The 15,099-nt window shown below is 60.3% G+C and carries 14 protein-coding genes and 1 pseudogene; 2 read left to right on the plus strand and 13 right to left on the minus strand.

Annotated elements, in window-relative coordinates:
• Nucleotides 1–30 precede the first annotated feature (30 nt).
• Both AC1RO5_RS03020 and AC1RO5_RS03025 read right to left on the minus strand, forming a co-directional pair.
• Complete coding sequence (locus AC1RO5_RS03020) at nt 31–432, minus strand: hypothetical protein (RefSeq protein WP_019648541.1); 402 nt, start codon at nt 430–432, stop codon at nt 31–33.
• 132 nt (nt 433–564) lie between these two features.
• Entirely contained in the window at nt 565–855 is a 291-nt protein-coding gene (locus AC1RO5_RS03025; RefSeq protein ID WP_493172609.1) for a hypothetical protein, read from the minus strand.
• A gap of 256 nt (nt 856–1,111) precedes the next feature.
• On the opposite strand from AC1RO5_RS03025, the gene AC1RO5_RS03030 reads away from it, so the two are divergent.
• Nucleotides 1,112–1,456: a cupin domain-containing protein gene (locus AC1RO5_RS03030; RefSeq protein ID WP_018925601.1), complete on the plus strand. Its 345-nt coding sequence runs from the start codon at nt 1,112–1,114 to the stop codon at nt 1,454–1,456.
• 72 nt (nt 1,457–1,528) lie between these two features.
• On the opposite strand, the pseudogene AC1RO5_RS03035 reads toward AC1RO5_RS03030, so the two are convergent.
• The 8 genes and pseudogenes from AC1RO5_RS03035 to AC1RO5_RS03070 form a co-directional block, all read right to left on the minus strand.
• Nucleotides 1,529–1,735: pseudogene (locus AC1RO5_RS03035) on the minus strand (chromate resistance protein ChrB domain-containing protein); the annotation flags it as partial.
• Nucleotides 1,707–3,065, minus strand: coding sequence for a chromate efflux transporter (gene chrA / locus AC1RO5_RS03040; RefSeq protein ID WP_493172612.1), 1,359 nt, complete (start codon nt 3,063–3,065; stop codon nt 1,707–1,709). The pseudogene AC1RO5_RS03035 and the gene chrA, both read right to left, overlap by 29 nt.
• Nucleotides 3,058–3,999 carry a chromate resistance protein ChrB domain-containing protein gene (locus AC1RO5_RS03045; RefSeq protein WP_493172614.1) on the minus strand — a complete coding sequence of 314 codons (942 nt, stop codon included), beginning with the start codon at nt 3,997–3,999 and terminating at the stop codon, nt 3,058–3,060. Before AC1RO5_RS03045 ends, chrA begins: the two co-directional genes overlap by 8 nt.
• Nucleotides 4,000–4,123: 124 nt before the next feature.
• A complete protein-coding gene (locus AC1RO5_RS03050) occupies nt 4,124–5,107 on the minus strand; it encodes an SDR family NAD(P)-dependent oxidoreductase (protein WP_493172616.1) in 984 nt (327 codons plus the stop codon).
• A 30-nt stretch (nt 5,108–5,137) separates the two neighbouring features.
• Nucleotides 5,138–5,761: an eCIS core domain-containing protein gene (locus AC1RO5_RS03055; protein ID WP_349746511.1), complete on the minus strand. Its 624-nt coding sequence runs from the start codon at nt 5,759–5,761 to the stop codon at nt 5,138–5,140.
• Nucleotides 5,762–6,153: 392 nt separating this feature from the next.
• The gene (locus tag AC1RO5_RS03060) at nt 6,154–6,669 is read right to left on the minus strand and encodes a GNAT family N-acetyltransferase (RefSeq protein WP_493172617.1); all 516 of its coding nucleotides are present in this window, start codon (nt 6,667–6,669) and stop codon (nt 6,154–6,156) included.
• Nucleotides 6,670–6,797: 128 nt separating this feature from the next.
• Nucleotides 6,798–7,118, minus strand: a complete 321-nt coding sequence (locus tag AC1RO5_RS03065; protein WP_493172618.1) for an isochorismate lyase — start codon at nt 7,116–7,118, stop codon at nt 6,798–6,800.
• Between the two features lie 58 nt (nt 7,119–7,176).
• Complete coding sequence (locus AC1RO5_RS03070; RefSeq protein WP_493172619.1) at nt 7,177–8,085, minus strand: LysR family transcriptional regulator; 909 nt, start codon at nt 8,083–8,085, stop codon at nt 7,177–7,179.
• A gap of 92 nt (nt 8,086–8,177) precedes the next feature.
• Between AC1RO5_RS03070 and AC1RO5_RS03075 the strand changes: the two genes are divergently transcribed.
• Nucleotides 8,178–9,185, plus strand: a complete 1,008-nt coding sequence (locus AC1RO5_RS03075; protein WP_493172621.1) for an aldo/keto reductase — start codon at nt 8,178–8,180, stop codon at nt 9,183–9,185.
• Nucleotides 9,186–9,299: 114 nt separating this feature from the next.
• Here AC1RO5_RS03075 and AC1RO5_RS03080 read toward each other — a convergent pair whose 3' ends face one another.
• The 3 genes from AC1RO5_RS03080 to AC1RO5_RS03090 are packed head-to-tail and all read right to left on the minus strand — an operon-like array spanning nt 9,300 to nt 15,049.
• Nucleotides 9,300–12,395, minus strand: coding sequence for an efflux RND transporter permease subunit (locus tag AC1RO5_RS03080; RefSeq protein WP_493172623.1), 3,096 nt, complete (start codon nt 12,393–12,395; stop codon nt 9,300–9,302).
• On the minus strand, nt 12,392–13,504 hold the full coding sequence (locus AC1RO5_RS03085; protein ID WP_493172625.1) for an efflux RND transporter periplasmic adaptor subunit: 1,113 nt from the start codon (nt 13,502–13,504) through the stop codon (nt 12,392–12,394). The genes AC1RO5_RS03080 and AC1RO5_RS03085 overlap by 4 nt, the downstream gene beginning before the upstream one ends.
• A 30-nt stretch (nt 13,505–13,534) precedes the next feature.
• On the minus strand, nt 13,535–15,049 hold the full coding sequence (locus AC1RO5_RS03090; protein ID WP_493173206.1) for an efflux transporter outer membrane subunit: 1,515 nt from the start codon (nt 15,047–15,049) through the stop codon (nt 13,535–13,537).
• Nucleotides 15,050–15,099 lie beyond the last annotated feature (50 nt).

The raw sequence follows: 15,099 nt of genomic DNA on the forward strand, positions 1-15,099 counted from the left end.
GATCGGGATAACGGTGCAAGCCATCAGGCATCACGCATCACGCAACAAGTCGTTGGCGTTGAGCAGCTCGTAGGCAACTTCCGGGTGCTTCTCCAGTCCTCGGCGAATGGCCGCCGGGATCGACTGACGGGTTTTGCGGCACAGGCCCGGCAGTTCGCCCAAAGTGATGTTGATGCCACGCATGGTGCGCACTTCATTGAAGCCCGGAACGATCTCCACGCGCAGACCCAATTGCTCATACATTCGCCGTTGCAGACGCTCCAGGTCGCTCAGGCTCTGGAGGTTTTCCAGGCGTTCGATCAGGCGCTTTTCTTCCGACTGGGTCAGGCTCAGGATGCGCAGGTCCGTGCCGGGCGTTTCCAGCAGCTGCTCACGCTCGCAGATGCAGGCACCGGGAGGGCAGGGTTGGCGGATCGGAAGAGAGGTCGTCATGGGGTTCAATCATAGAGCGCTATGATCGGGTTTGCCCATGGGGTTGTTGTGGCGTTGAGCGCGATGTATTCCGTCGATGCAACACGCCTCCTGTTTACACAGCGTTTAGTGTGTTGCATCGATCGGTTGAATCTATTTTATCTGCACAATCACCGGACCTTCCGTCACGATCGGCGGTTTCACTTGAATATGCGAAGCATTTTTCTGAATCCAGTCGCGCGCCACTTTCAAGCTTGCATCGGTGCCGGTCTTGTCTTTGCAAACCGTCACCGCCGTGCCCCCATCACCCGTATTGAGCAGTGTGTAGCTCACGAGGCCAGGCACTGTCCGCAGGGCCGCTTCGACGTCGGCATTGCGCTCTTCCAGAAACTTGAAAAGCTGCTTTGCATCAGTACCCAGGTAGGTTCTTATCACCGCATACATAGTCGTCTCCTTTGGGAGTACCGTCTTGATGCCCATCCAGATCCGCTGATGGTCGCCATCACTCCGGTATCAGTTCACCCCCGATTTATTCAGCTTAGCCAAACGCCGGTGACAAGCGACATGCCACGACCACCGGCCACTTTTGGCCGGCTGGCGACGGTTTGGCGGCGACCGTCGCCGGGCGGATTTACACCTCTGTCTGTTCTAAGGGTCTTTACTTCCAGTCAGGCCCTGTATGTACAGAGAGGAGAGCACGATGAGCAACGAACAGGCGGCACCCGAAACGCAAGGTGTTGCGGTGAAGTTACTGGCAACGGTTGACCTTGGCCCCGAGATCGAAGGCATGGCAGGGCGCCAACTTAGAATGCGTATGGTGACGATCGAGCCTGGAGGCGTCTTCGGGCCGGTTCACAACCATAAAGACAGACCCGGCACCGTTTACATACTGCAAGGAACAATCACTGACCATCGAAATGGCGTTGCTACGGATTATGGGCCGGGCGTGGGTTGGCCTGAGGACAGGAACACCACGCACTGGCTTGAGAACAGAGGCACGATTGCGGCAGTGGAGATCTCGGTCGACATTGTCAGGCAGGAGTAAGTTCAGGCCCGACATGCACATCTGCGGAGGCCAATTATGCGACTCGCCCTGACACTCCTTGCACCAGGCATACAGGGCGTCATACATGATCAAGCCGTGCGCCAGCATTTCGTGGTCATCGGCATAACGCTGCGATAGTCCCATCGAAATCGCGGACAGCCCAGCCGATTGCGACGTCAGATCCAGGCGGGAGGTATCGGCGATCTGGCAGGCCCGGTGCCCGCCAGAGAATAGTTGATCATTGCGCGCTCTAGCGCAGCAGGTGCACAGCCAAACCAACGAGTGCGCAGGCCATCAGTACCTGAATCACGCCGCGCTTGAAGCGGAACAAGGCAATCGCCGCCGCAATCGCGATCAGCGCGGAAGGCCAGTCCAGGTTGCCGCTGAAGCCTTTGGGCCAAAGAACGTGATAGCCGAAGAAACACGCCAGATTGAGAATCACCCCAACCACTGCCGCTGTAATGGCGGTAAGCGGTGCGGTGAACCTGAGTTCATTGTGAGTCGACTCCACCAGCGGGCCACCTGCGAGGATGAACAGGAACGAAGGCAGGAAGGTGAACCAGGTCACCAGCGTGGCGGCGACGGCACCAGCCAGAAACACTTGATCGGCCCCGAACACCTGCGAAACATAGGCGCCGACAAAGCCGACAAAAGCCACCACCATGATCAGTGGCCCCGGGGTGGTTTCACCCAGCGCCAGGCCATCGATCATCTGTGTCGGCGTCAGCCACCCATAGTGACCGACCGCGCCTTGGTAGACATAAGGCAGCACCGCATAAGCACCGCCAAACGTCAGCAACGCGGCCTTGGTGAAGAACCAGCCCATCTGGGTCAAGGTACCTTCCCAGCCAAAGAGTGAGGCCAAGATTCCCATCGGGAATGCCCATAACGCGGCGCCGATTAGTGCGAGCGATACCAGTTTCAACCAGCTGAACCGGGCATGGTCAGGCGATGGTGTATCGTCATCGATCAATGCCGGGCCGAAAGATTTTTTCGCGGCACTGTGGCCTCCGGTTCTGAACTTCTCGGGCGCCAGGCGACCGCCGACATAACCGATTAAGGCGGCTCCCAGCACGATCAGCGGGAACGGCACATTGAACGCGAAGATCGCGGCAAACGACGCCGCCGCAATCGCCCACAGCCAATTATTCTTCAATGCCCGTGAGCCGATCCGGTGGGCCGCCTGCACGACGATGGCCGTCACGGCAGGCTTGATGCCATAGAAAAGCCCGGCCACCACCGGTACTTCGCCGAAGGCGATGTACATCCAGGACAGCGCGATCAGGATGAACAGTGAGGGCAGCACAAACAGCACTCCGGCGATCACCCCACCCCAGGTTCGATGCATCAACCAGCCGATATAGGTTGCCAGTTGCTGAGCCTCCGGCCCTGGCAACAGCATGCAGTAGTTGAGGGCATGCAGAAACCGCCGCTCGGAAATCCAGCGCCGCCGCTCTACCAGCTCCTGGTGCATGATCGAGATCTGTCCTGCAGGCCCGCCAAAGCTAATGAATCCCAGCTTCAGCCAGAACCAGAATGCCTCACGCAAACTGATCGGTTCAGGCCTCGACAGATCCTCTTCAACAGCTGATGGGGAAGCCTTAATCATTGGGATGTTCCTCTTTCACAAACTCGGCGAGCAGGCCGTCAAAGATGGCGCTGGCAGCAGCCAGCAAGTGGTCATCTTGGGTAATGGTTTCGCGTAGCCCTGCCAGCACCCGTTCGATGCCGGCAGCCTCCACCGGCTGAATGCCACCGATATCGAGGTAATGCACCAGTGCAGCGATGCGGTTCAGGCCTGGCTCTTGAAGTTCAAAACTGGCTTGCAGGGTTTCAAAAGTCACGCGGTTGCCGACATGACTGAAAGTTGCGTCATCGAAGTCGAAACCCAAGGCATCTGCCGGGCAGTCCTGTGGCGTGTTCAGCCAAAGGATCTGAGCCTGCGGATCAATGAAGCGCCGAATCAACCAGGCGCAAGCCAGGCGGTCGACCCATGGGCGTTTACGCGTTGCCCAGACACGACCTTGAAAGTCGCCAAGGCTCAGCGCCGTGATTGGCTGGTCGCGGCTATGCGGCTCATCCGCAGACAGCGCTCTGACCGCTGTCTCCAATTCCTGCAAAGCCGAATCGATCTGCTGTTTCGGTTTACCTGGAAAGTAATCGATGCTGGCGAGCTGTTCATAGGCTTTGCGCAGCTTGCGAATTTGTTTGGTGGTGGCCAGCGCATTCTCGGCATTGAGCCGTGCCCGGCATGCTTCGATCTCGGCGCGTAGCTTGGTGTAATCATCGCTACGGTCGAACAGCTCAATAAAGCGCTCACCGTCAGGATCAGTGACAGGCAGGACGTAGGCAGTGCCATTGATGGCCAAGATGTCGCGCTCGACAGACGTTAGCGCTTCTCGACAGGCAGCGGTATCAGGTAAGAGGTAGGCGCCATCGCGTAAGACCGCCGCTCCAGAGGCTTTTAGCGCGCGCCAGGCACGCATGCGTTCGGTGGCATTGGCGGTCGGCAGACCGAGAATCAACGTTAGCCAATTTTCCATGTAGCGAATTCTACGTGTTATGTAGGTATTGCTACCTTAATCCTGATTCAGGCGATGGGAAAGCTCTCCTTCAGAAGTAGGGCGGCAAACGACCCTGAGGGGGCATTCGCGATTGCCTCCGCGATCAAGAGGCTGCGACTGAAATACCCGTCCGGGCAACCAGTGTTTCGGACGCGATCATGAACTGGTTGATGTGCGCTTCAGTCATGCCTGCAGACGGCAGGATCGCTTGGCCCTTGCTGTTGAACATCGCGCCGCTGCGATTCTCGATCTCAGGGGCAACCAGTAGCGGGACGATTCTCTTCGCATAAGTTTCGGCGGTGGGTGTCAGCAGCCCGATCAGACCCTCCGCGATGCGCGATTTCAGCGAGCCCTTGCCGAAAAAATTATCGCGGATACTGGTTTTGATAAGGCCGGGATTCAGGCCAAAAACGTCCAGGTGCGGGTAGCGCTTCACCGCATCCAGAACAAGCATTTCGTTGCCGGCCACAGTGTTCATATGCGCGGACATGGCCTTGTAGGACCTTTCAGCATTGAGGTCGTCGAACGTCCCTATCTGGCCTGTGCCGGGATACCCCACGACAATCACCCTTGGTTTGCTCTTGGTCTTGGGCCTGTCTGTACCCAACTTCGGCCCGACGTTGCGCAGGATGACCATGCGGTTCAGATAGCTGACCGCCAGATCACGCTCAACGCCCTCAGCTGTTTCCTGACGTTGGGAGGCGGCAAAGATACCGGTGGTGAAGATGAGCAGGTCCAGGGATTCCGCCGGCAGCTGCTTGGCGACCTGCAGAGCCTCACTCATCAGGCTCAGGTCCGCCTGGAGAAATTCGATTCCCTGCGTGCCAGCATCACGAAAGGTTTGCCCGACGACCAGGACGCGAGCGCCGCGAGAGGCCAGCAAGCGACTCAATGCCTGACCGATGCCACCGGTGCCACCCACGACGGCAACCCGCATCCCGTTTAGGTCAAGGTTCTCTGCATCGACATGGCGCCACGTCAGGCTGGTGTCACGCTTCATGATGGCTCTCACATAAATGGCTGGAGGCGCATCATCCGCTCTATTGTTTTTGGGATAAATATGGGTTTTTGGATTTAACTGATCCATTTATGGAGCAAACGCCCAACCCTTTGAACATCAAGGATGTCGAGGAGGTTCTGACTGGGCCACGCTGGCTCTTAGCGCTCTGGCTACCTTGGCTTGAATCTCGTAAGCAGGCGCCTCGACGGCTGTGTAATCACGAGTATAGCGAGTGGAAAACTCCCGAACCCCCCACTGCTGGTACTGCTGCACGTGCTTCAATTCATGCGCCCACAGCGCGACATTGTTAAGTGCATCATCGGGACTGCGAAAGACGATGATGTCTATCAGGGTGACTGCAGTGACATCGGGATTCTGCAGCATGGTGTTTGCGGCGTTCAGCTCCTCATCATCGCCTACCTTGTAGCGAGCCGAATCAAGCACTTGAATGTCATAGTAGGGTTCGAGCTGGGCTCGGATATTCAGCGGGATTGTCCGAATATCGCCAGTTGCCGCGGTGTCGCGCGATTGCACGATCCAACTCTGTAATCCAGAGGAAGCTATTTGGCTCATGTTCTCAAAAATCGACCCGGTCTCCTCTTTGGAGCCCGGAGCACAAAAACAAGTGACCACGCAGACTTCGTACTGCCCTTTTGGGCAGGCGTAAACAGAAAACGAAGTGCCAACGGAAAAGAGCAGTACCGATAACCGGAAAACTTGACGCAAAAAGACAGCTGACAATTGGTTCTCCCAGAGGTAGTGGCGGTCGGCAGGTGATGTTTCTGGTAGCTCGCACCCGGTGTCCAGGCGCGCGTTGGACCGTTGCGGCCACCGTTTGTTGCCTTCCGAGCCCACAGCTTTTTCAGGCCATCTCCCACATTACCTGAAAGGTCGCGCTTGGCCGTTTCTACCCGTCGCGTTCACAGCCGCGCGGCCGACAAACGGTCGGTCGCGCGCTGTCGATCAATTGCTCATGATGGGGGCCAGTGCGGTCTGAACCCTGGACATCTGTGCTGGCGTTGTCATGCGTGTCAGCAGCCGGCCAAAGTGTGGATGCTGCACGCCCGAGATGATGTACTGCCACCCTCGATGTGGGGGCAGGCGAACTCGTTCTGCTTCCTCGCAATGACGCTCTAAATCGAAAGACCAAACCGACATTCGTGCCCTGGCCCTTCTTTCCGTGTCCCTTCTTGCCGAGACGCATGTTCGATCAAGAAGCCACACCGTTTGAGTACTTTTGCCGAGCCGATATTTCCAGCGTATACGGTGGCAACCAGTTGTTTGAGGTTCCAATGTAACTGCGCCTCCTGGATCAGATGCCTCACCGCCAGCGTTGCCAGTCCCTGTCCGCAAGCGCTTTGGGCAATCCGATAGCCGACTTCTGCCGACCGCTCGGACATGTCAATGCCTTTGAGGTTCGCCCGACCCACTATGTTTCCGCCGTCATCTTCGATGACGAATGGGTGCCAGGTTCCGGCAGCAAAATCAGCTAAATAAGCGGCAATGTGGTCGGTGACGCCCTGCACCGAGTAAAAAGCAGAACCGCGCGCGTCAATGTGGCGCTCGAACCATTCGCGATTGTCCAGCTCGAACGTCAGCAACGCATCAGCATCGGTACTTTGCAGGGTACGAATTCTGACGGGCTTCATAAGGTCGTTCCCCTTGCGGGTAAAACTACTTGGATAATTGTGCAGTGGAACAACTGTCCGCTCCAGGCCGATCGCAGCCTGTCATGGCTGACCAAAATAGACCTTGGCGGACAGTCAGGACACTAGCGTCAGGCTTCGGATTGATGAGCCGCCCAGTGTTTCATCTCTTCGGCAATGAAGTGGTTCACCAGGTCGCTGTACATCTTTTCGATGGCATCCGGGCTCAGGCCCTCGGCTTCGGCCCATTCGCGTCGTGTTGCCAGCATGGCCTTGAAACGCTCCGGAGCGCGCACCGAAGTCACCGAGGTCTTGAACTTCGAGGCGGCCAGCACGTAGTGAAAACGCTTGCCCAGCAGCTTGATAACGGCCTGATCAAGGGTGTCGATTTCGCGTCGGATATCTTCCATGTCTGCACACTCTGCGGGCTGCAACTGATTGATGACTTCCATGTAGGTGACTCCGTTTGTTGAAAAAAATCGTGGGTTCCAGGTTCTGATTTGACGACGGCTACGCAGCCTCGCGAGCTCGGCCCGCTTTGATAAAATCGATGAGCGCTTTCAAGGCCGGTGGCACATGGCGCCGGCTGGAATAATAAAGAAAGAATCGGCTTGGCGGTGCTTTCCATTCCTGGAGTATTTCTCTGAGATGCCCGTTCCGGATATCGTCGCGCGCCAGCTCCTCGTAGACATAGGCAATACCAGCGCCATCTTTCGCCGCCTGGATCATCAGTGCATCGTCCTCCAGAATCAGCGGGCTGGTGACGGACAATCGTATCGGTTGACCGTCGGCTTGATACTCCCAAGCGTAAAGTTTGCCACTGGGAAAACGCCTGGCAATGCACGCATGGTCGAGCAAGTCGCGGGGGACGTGCGCGGTTCCCTTCGCGGCCAGATAAGCATCCGCAGCAACGGTCACGAACGATTGAGGTGCGCCGACGGGGACTGCGATCATGTCACCGGCCAGGCTTTCACCAAAGCGAACTCCAGCGTCAAAACCCTCATTCACGATATCGGTCAATCCATCATCGGTGATCAGGTCCAACTGAATACGTGGATACCTGGCCAAGAAGGGTGCGAGCACTTTCGCAAACACGATGCGAGCCGCCGGGCGCGCCACGTTGAGGCGAAGTTTGCCAGCGGGCACTTCCTGCATCGAGGTCAATTGCGCCAATGCATCGTTAACCTGGTGCAGACTCGGGACCAGCGTCGCCAATAGTTGCTGGCCGGCCTCGGTCGGGGTCACGCTACGAGTGGTTCGGTTCAGCAGCCTGATGCCTAAACGTGCTTCCAACGCTCGCATCGCATGACTCAACGCGGAAGCCGAAACACCACGCTCGTCGGCGGCCTTGCGAAAGCTGCGATGGCGAGCGACGGCGGCAAAGGCGTCGAGTTCAGAGAGATCGGGGTGATAACTCATGAATGTTGCTCAGTAGTTCAAATACGATTACCTATCTTATCGTCATGAGACCTCTGCCGGATACTTCCTCCATCATTGGTGGAGAGGTCGCTATGCAAAACAATCGTCTTGGATCGTCGGATTTTCTGATTTCGCCTATTGGCCTGGGGACATGGGCAATCGCCGGCACCGGCTGGGAGTACAGTTGGGGAGCGCAGGATGACAAGGACAGCCTGGGCGCACTTGAATATGCCGTCGAACGCGGCGTTAACTGGATTGATACCGCTGCGGTTTATGGCTTGGGCCATGCGGAGCAACTAGTGGGGCAATTGCTGCGGCGGGTGCCGGCCTCACGGCGTCCTTTGGTGTTCACCAAAGGCAGTTTGGTCTGGGACCCGGTCACGAAGAAGATTTCGCATTCACTGGCCCCTCAATCCTTGCTTGCCGAGATCGACGCAAGCTTGCGCCGGCTTCAAGTCGAGACCATCGATCTTTATCAGATCCACTGGCCTGCTTTTCCTGCCGACGCCAGCAGTGAAGGTATTGAAATGGCGCTTTCGGCGTTGGCGGCCGCGCGCGATCAAGGAAAGATTCGCGCGATCGGTGTATCGAATTTCGATGTCGCTCAACTCAAGCGGACGCAGGCAGTGACAGAGATCGTATCGCTCCAGCCGCCGTACTCGGCCTTGATGCGGGACATCGAGAAGGACGTTCTGCCATTCTGTGGGCAGGCCGGGATGGGTGTTCTTGCCTATTCCACGCTTCAATCAGGGCTACTTTCCGGCAGCATGACGCGCGAACGCATTTCGCAACTGCCCGAAGACGATTGGCGCAAGGCCCGAAGTGCTGACTTCCAGGAGCCCCGTTTGAGTGCGAACCTGGCATTGGTTGACGTCATGGCTCGCATTGGAGAAAGGCACGGGGTGAGCGCCGCGGCGGTCGCCATCGCCTGGGTACTTCGCAAACCGGTCGTGACGGGCGCCATTGTCGGAGCCCGCCATCGCGCACAAGTAGACGGGCTGATTGCAGCCCTGGAGTTGCGCCTTAGCGCTGCGGAAATCGACGAAATCCGACCGTTCCTGCCGGCGGGCATGGGAACAAATGTCCCTGGCGCCGCCTGACGCTATTGAGCAGAGGGTGAGCGTTCAGTTTTGTTATTGAATGCAGGCGTTCGATGGGTAGCAGAGCGGTCGATCAAGATCGCAATGCTACCCATCACATGGGCGGGGCACTCGTCACTCAGAAGCGAGCGCGGCATCCCCCAGTTCCTGTCGGGTGTCTGCGGCCGTCTGGCGACTCACCTTGAACCATGCGGCATACAACGCCGGGACGAAGAAGATCGTCAGTAGCGTCGCCACGGTAAGGCCGCCCATGATCGCAATTGCCATTGGTCCCCAGAACACACTGCGCGTCAGCGGAATCATTGCAAGCACGGTGGCCAACGCCGTCAGCATCACCGGACGGGCCCGGTGAATGGCGGCATCCAGCACGGCATTCCACGGGTCGCGCCCTTCGGCGATCTCGGTTTGCACCTGGTCGATCAGGATCACCGAGTTGCGCATGATCATGCCACCCAGTGCGATGATGCCCAGAATCGCGACGAAGCCCAGCGGCGACTGGAACACCAGCAGCGCCGGCACCACACCGATCAAGCCCAGCGGCGCGGTCAGCACCACCATCCACATGCGAGAGAAGTTCTGCAGTTGCAGCATAAGCAGCAGCAGGATGCTGATCATCATCAGCGGGGCCACCGCCAGCAGCGCCTTGTTGGCCTTGTCGCTTTCTTCCACCGCGCCACCCACGTCGATGCGGTAGCCCGACGGCAGTTTCGCTTCGATCTCCTTGAGCAACGGCTGGATCTCCTGCGTCACCGATACACCTTGCTCGCCATCCTTCACGTCGGCACGCACCGTGATCGCCATGTCGCGGTTGCGGCGCCACAGCACTGGCTCTTCCAGTTCAGAGCGCACCTGTGCGACTTGTGACAGTGGCACCACCGTGCCCTGGCGCGTGTAGAGGTTGATGTCTTTGAGTGTGTCGAGGCTCAAGCGCTCCTCAGGCACGGCGCGGGCCACGATGTCGATCAGGTCCTCGTGCTCACGCAGCTGCGACAGGGTTGCGCCGTTCATCACGGTCTGGGTCGCCAGCGACACGTCGGCCGGCGTGAGGCCCAGCGCGCTCGCCTTGTCCTGATCAAGCTGCACTTTCAGCGTGCGCACCGGGTCGTTCCAGTCGAGCTGGAGGTCACGCACCTTCGGGTTGGACGCCACCACCTTCTCCACGTCGCGGGCGATCTGGCGCACCATTTGGGTATCAGGGCCGACGACGCGGAACTGCACCGGGTAGCCGACAGGCGGCCCCAACTCGAGCCGGGTCACGCGCACCCACGCCTGCGGGAATTGTTGGTCGGCCGAGGTCACCAGCCGCGCTCGTACCCGCTCGCGTGCATCCAGGTCCTTGGTCATCACAACGAACTGGGCAAATCCAGGATTCGGCAACTCGGGGTTGAGCGAGAGATAGAAGCGCGGTGCGCCGGCGCCGGTGTAGGCAGTATAGAAACGCACGTCTTCGTCCTTCGCCAGGATCTCTTCCATGTGCTTGACCTGCTCGGTCGTCGCGGCGAACGAGGAGCCTTCCTTGACGCGCAGGTCAATGACCAGTTCAGGACGCGAACTGTTAGGGAAGAATTGCTGCGGCACTAGCTTGATACAGGCCAGAGCCAGCACCAGAGCGCCAAACGTTGCACCGATGACCACCCAGCGGCGCTTGATGGCGGCGTCGATCAGGCGGCGCAGGGTACGGTAGAACTTCGTGTCGTACAGGTCACCATGCTGGTGCTTGCCCAAGTCGTTGGGCAGCATCTTCACTGCCAAGTACGGTGTGAAGATGCCGGAGCAGATCCACGAGAACAGCACCGCGGCACCGACGATCCAGAAAATTCCTCCCGCGTACTCGCGGGTGGTGGATTTCGAGAGGCCGATCGGCAGGAAGCCCACGACGGTGATGAGTGCGCCGGTCAGGCGCGGCATGGCGGTGGACTGATAGGAGAAGGCGGCCGCCTTCACGCGATCCATGCCGGTTTCCATTTTCGCCACCATCATCTCGATGGCGATGATGGCGTCATCCACCAGCAGCCCCAACGCGATAATCAGCGAGCCGAGTGAGATACGCTCGAGGTTCCAGCCCATCGCCAGCATCACCAGCGCCACGCCGCCCAGTACCAGCGGCACCGTGGTCGCGACCACGAGGCCGGCGCGCCAGCCCAGGCTGGCCAGGCTCACCGCGATCACGATGATCAGCGCCTCGGCCAGCGCATGACCGAAGTCCAGGATGGCGTCCTTCACCGTGGTGGGCTGGTCGGCCACCAGCTCCAGCTCCACGCCGTGTGGAAGTTCGGACTGGATCTTGGCGACTGCCGTGTCCATCGCCTTGCCAAGGTCGACGATGTTGCCGTCGCTGGTCATCGTAATGCCGAGCATCAGCACCGGCTGACCGTTGTGGTGTACCGTGTAGGTGGGCGGATCCTCGAAGCCACGGGTAACGGTCGCAATGTCGCCGAGCTTGATCAATCGGCTGCCCGCGGTGATGGGTACGTTGCGGATAGCCTCTTCACTGGCGAATTGGCCGCTCACGCGCACCATGACGCGGTCGCCATGGGTGTCGATCTGGCCCGCGGGCAACAGGGCGTTCTGGCTCTTGAGGCTTTCGGCGATGGCCAGCGGAGTAATGCCCAGCGCTGCCAGGCGCTCGTGCGAGAACTCGACGTAGACACGCTTGGCCTGCTTGCCGATGAGATCGATCTTCTTGACCATCGGCACCTTCAGCATCTGGCGCTTGATGTCTTCGGCCGCGTCCGACAGGTCGGCGTGGCCGACGCCATCGCCCTTGACCGCGTACATCAGGCCATACACGTCGCCGTACTCGTCGTTTACGATCGGCCCGATCACACCGTCAGGCAGCTCGCGGCTCAGGTCGTTGAGTTTCTTGCGCGCCTGGTACCAGGCCTCGCGCTGGTCAGCCTTGGAGGTGCCGCCGCGCACGGTGAGTGTCATGCCCGCGTAGCCTTGCCGCGCGTAGGTGACGACCTTCTCGAAGTTGTCGATCTGCTCGAATTTCTTCTCCATGCGGTTGAGGACCTGGTCCTGCATCTGCTGGGCGGTGGCGCCCGGCCAGATGACCATGGTGGTCATGGAGGGCACGGAGAAATTCGGATCCTCGAGCTGACCGAGCCGGGTGAAGCTGAAGGCACCGGCCAGCGCGACGAGGATGAGCATGAACAGGACGATGGCGCGGTGGCGCAGCGCCCAGTCGGTGAGGTTGAAGTTGTTCATCGGGCGGCCTGCTGCGTGGTGTTCGCGTCAACGATCGACGCGCCGGGAAGCGCGACTTTCAGTCCGGATGCCATCTTCTGCACTCCGGCGGTGACGACCAGTGCGCCGGCCTGCGGCCCGGAGACGAGCACCTCGTCATTGCGGTAGCCCCACACTGACACCTGCACCAGTTCGACGATACCTGCCGGCCCCTTGCCCGCGGGTGTGACCACCCACAGTGCGGGCTGGCCGCCGATTTGTGTCAGTGCCGTGGCTGGCACCGCCGCCACAGAGACGTTTGTCATCATCCGCTCGGCGGTAACCGTGGCAGTGGCGCCCAGCGGCAGCGCCTGCACCGGCTTGAGCCGCGCGCGATAGGTGCGCGTCTGCGCTGCAGCCTGCGGCGACAGTTCACGTAGGGTGACATCGAAGACTTCGTTCGGCGCACTGGCCAGCGAAGCCTTGAAACGCGCCTCCTTGAAGACCGACAGCTGATCCTCGGGCACATCGATGACGATCTCGGATTCATCCGGATTCGCAACCGAGACGACCGGTTGACCCTCCGCCACGACCTGTCCCGCCTCAAAGCGCACAGCTGTGACGACACCGCTACGCGAGGCGCGCAGCACGGTGTACTTGAGTCGGTTGCGCGCGAGTTCGAGCTTTCGCGCCTCGGCCTCGGCGGTCGCATGCGCGGTCTGGGCATTGGTCTGCGCGCGTTCATCATCGGCCGCACTGACCGAGCCGTCAGCCTTCAGCGCAGTCAGGCGCTGGCGGTCCGAATCGGCCTGGCGTGTCTGCTCGACGGCAACCGTCCATTGTTGTCGCGACGCGTCCTCGGCGAGGCGGTAGTCGCTGTCATCCAGCACAGCCAGGATGTCGCCTTCGCGCACAAACTGACCGACATCGACCTTGCGCTGGGCGACCTTGCCGCCCACGCGGAAGGCTTGGTCGGCTTCATGTCGCGACTGTACGGTACCCACGTAGCGACTGATGTCACGGGCATTGTCGTAGCTTATTTCAACGGTGCGAACCGGTCGTGGTGCCTGCACGATGGGTTGGTCCGGGCTGCACGCGGACAGCATGACGGCTACGGCCAGGGCGCCGGCCGCAGTAAGGGAATTCTTCAAGACGGTTCCTCTTTGGAAAACGACAGATTCTTAGGAAAGTGGTGGCCGGTCGGCTTTGGCGGATGCGGTTGGATTGGAGGGTTGTTCGAACACTTGCCAGCCCCCGCCCAGTGCCTTGTAGAGCTGGACGCTATCGATCAGCAGGCGGGTGTTGCTTTCGTTGGAGTTCAAGCGGGCCGCCAGGCGCGCCCGCTGCGAATCCAGTAGCGGCAACAGGTCGATCTGCCCGCGGTTATAGAGCGACTGGGCGCGGTTCTGCGCAGACTCCGCAGATGCGGCGGCCAATTGCAGCGACCCGGCGCGGCGCCGCTCCTGCGCGAGCGTGACGAGGGCGTTCTCCACATCTTCGAGCGCTTTTACGATGCCGTCTTCGGCACGCAGCACTGCCTCTTGTTGAGCACTTTCGGCAGCCTCGTTGATCGCTTGCGTGCGCCCGGCGTTGAAGATCGGCATCGCCAGCAGGCCCGCCACGTTAGTGAAGCGCGCAGCGCCGAGATCCGCGCCGTTCAGGGTCAGGCCCTGTTGGCCGAAGGACGCGCCGAGGAAGAGCCGCGGGAACCACTCGGCCGCAGCCTGCTGGCGGCGCGCATTGGCCGCGTCGAGCTGCGCCATCAGCGCCAGCACGTCAGGTCGGCGTTGCAGCAGTTCGGCCGGCTGGCCCGGCTTGGCCTCGGGCACCGCCGCATCGCCGTTCGAGGGCTGGATGTTCGCGGTATTGAAGGACTGATCGGCGATCAACACCGCGATACGATGGCGCGATACAGCCGCCAGCGTTTCCAGCGGCGGAATCTGCGCCCGCGCCGACAAGGCGTCGGTCTGCGCGCGCTCGACGTCGAAGGCGGATGCCAGCCCCACCTGCTGACGCGCGGTGACCAGACGCAACGTCTCGTCCTGCATCGCCGAGATGGCGCGCAGCGTCGCGACCTGGCGCTGCGCGCCGACCAGTGTGAAGTAGTTGCTGACGACGTCACTCATCACCAGCAGGCGCACGCCGCGCATGCTGTGCTCCGCAGCCAGCGCATCGGCGTCGGCCGCTGCTGCACCAGCGCGCAGACGCCCGCTCAGGTCGAGCTCCCACGAGACATCCAGGCCCACACTGGTGGTCTTGGTATCCGGATAACCCTGTTTCGTGGCCGAGTTGTAGCCGCTGCTGCGATCGCTGCCGGAGGCGGATGCGCCAACGCTCGGGAACAGCCAGGAACGGCTGACCGTTTCGCCGGCACGCGCGGCGCGCAGACGCTCGGCGGCAATTTTGACGTCGCGGTTCTCGCGCGCTGCCCGGCGCACCAGATCTGTCAGCATCGGGTCGTGGTAGACCTCCCACCACGCCGCCTCGGGTTCCATCTCGGAAGCCGTGCTCGCGGCGTAGTTGCTCGGCAGGTCGACCGACGGCTTGACGACTGGCGTGGAGCAACCGGCCAGGGCAAAGGCGATCGAAGTGGCAAGGGCGGCCGCAACGGCTAGCCCAGCCGGGCGCACGGTCCGTTGCAAGGTCGTCCGACCGGTGTGGAGGGACAGTGGAAAGGAAGCTGGAAGTCGCGGCATCGCATGGGACTCGTGTAGATTCGAGGTGGCATCAGCGTAGGGCCCGGTGT

The organism is Pseudomonas sp. GW822-FHT02G04 (assembly GCF_058802085.1).

Bases quoted from the DNA above. Each gene is read 5' to 3' on its own strand.
- AC1RO5_RS03020 (WP_019648541.1), bottom strand. From the start codon at position 432: ATGACGACCTCTCTTCCGATCCGCCAACCCTGCCCTCCCGGTGCCTGC.
- AC1RO5_RS03070 (WP_493172619.1), bottom strand. From the start codon at position 8,085: ATGAGTTATCACCCCGATCTCTCTGAACTCGACGCCTTTGCCGCCGTC.
- AC1RO5_RS03075 (WP_493172621.1), top strand. From the start codon at position 8,178: ATGCAAAACAATCGTCTTGGATCGTCGGATTTTCTGATTTCGCCTATT.
- AC1RO5_RS03030 (WP_018925601.1), top strand. From the start codon at position 1,112: ATGAGCAACGAACAGGCGGCACCCGAAACGCAAGGTGTTGCGGTGAAG.
- AC1RO5_RS03065 (WP_493172618.1), bottom strand. From the start codon at position 7,118: ATGGAAGTCATCAATCAGTTGCAGCCCGCAGAGTGTGCAGACATGGAA.
- AC1RO5_RS03025 (WP_493172609.1), bottom strand. From the start codon at position 855: ATGTATGCGGTGATAAGAACCTACCTGGGTACTGATGCAAAGCAGCTT.
- AC1RO5_RS03045 (WP_493172614.1), bottom strand. From the start codon at position 3,999: ATGGAAAATTGGCTAACGTTGATTCTCGGTCTGCCGACCGCCAATGCC.
- chrA (WP_493172612.1), bottom strand. From the start codon at position 3,065: ATGATTAAGGCTTCCCCATCAGCTGTTGAAGAGGATCTGTCGAGGCCT.
- AC1RO5_RS03050 (WP_493172616.1), bottom strand. From the start codon at position 5,107: ATGGATCAGTTAAATCCAAAAACCCATATTTATCCCAAAAACAATAGA.
- AC1RO5_RS03060 (WP_493172617.1), bottom strand. From the start codon at position 6,669: ATGAAGCCCGTCAGAATTCGTACCCTGCAAAGTACCGATGCTGATGCG.
- AC1RO5_RS03090 (WP_493173206.1), bottom strand. From the start codon at position 15,049: ATGCCGCGACTTCCAGCTTCCTTTCCACTGTCCCTCCACACCGGTCGG.
- AC1RO5_RS03080 (WP_493172623.1), bottom strand. From the start codon at position 12,395: ATGAACAACTTCAACCTCACCGACTGGGCGCTGCGCCACCGCGCCATC.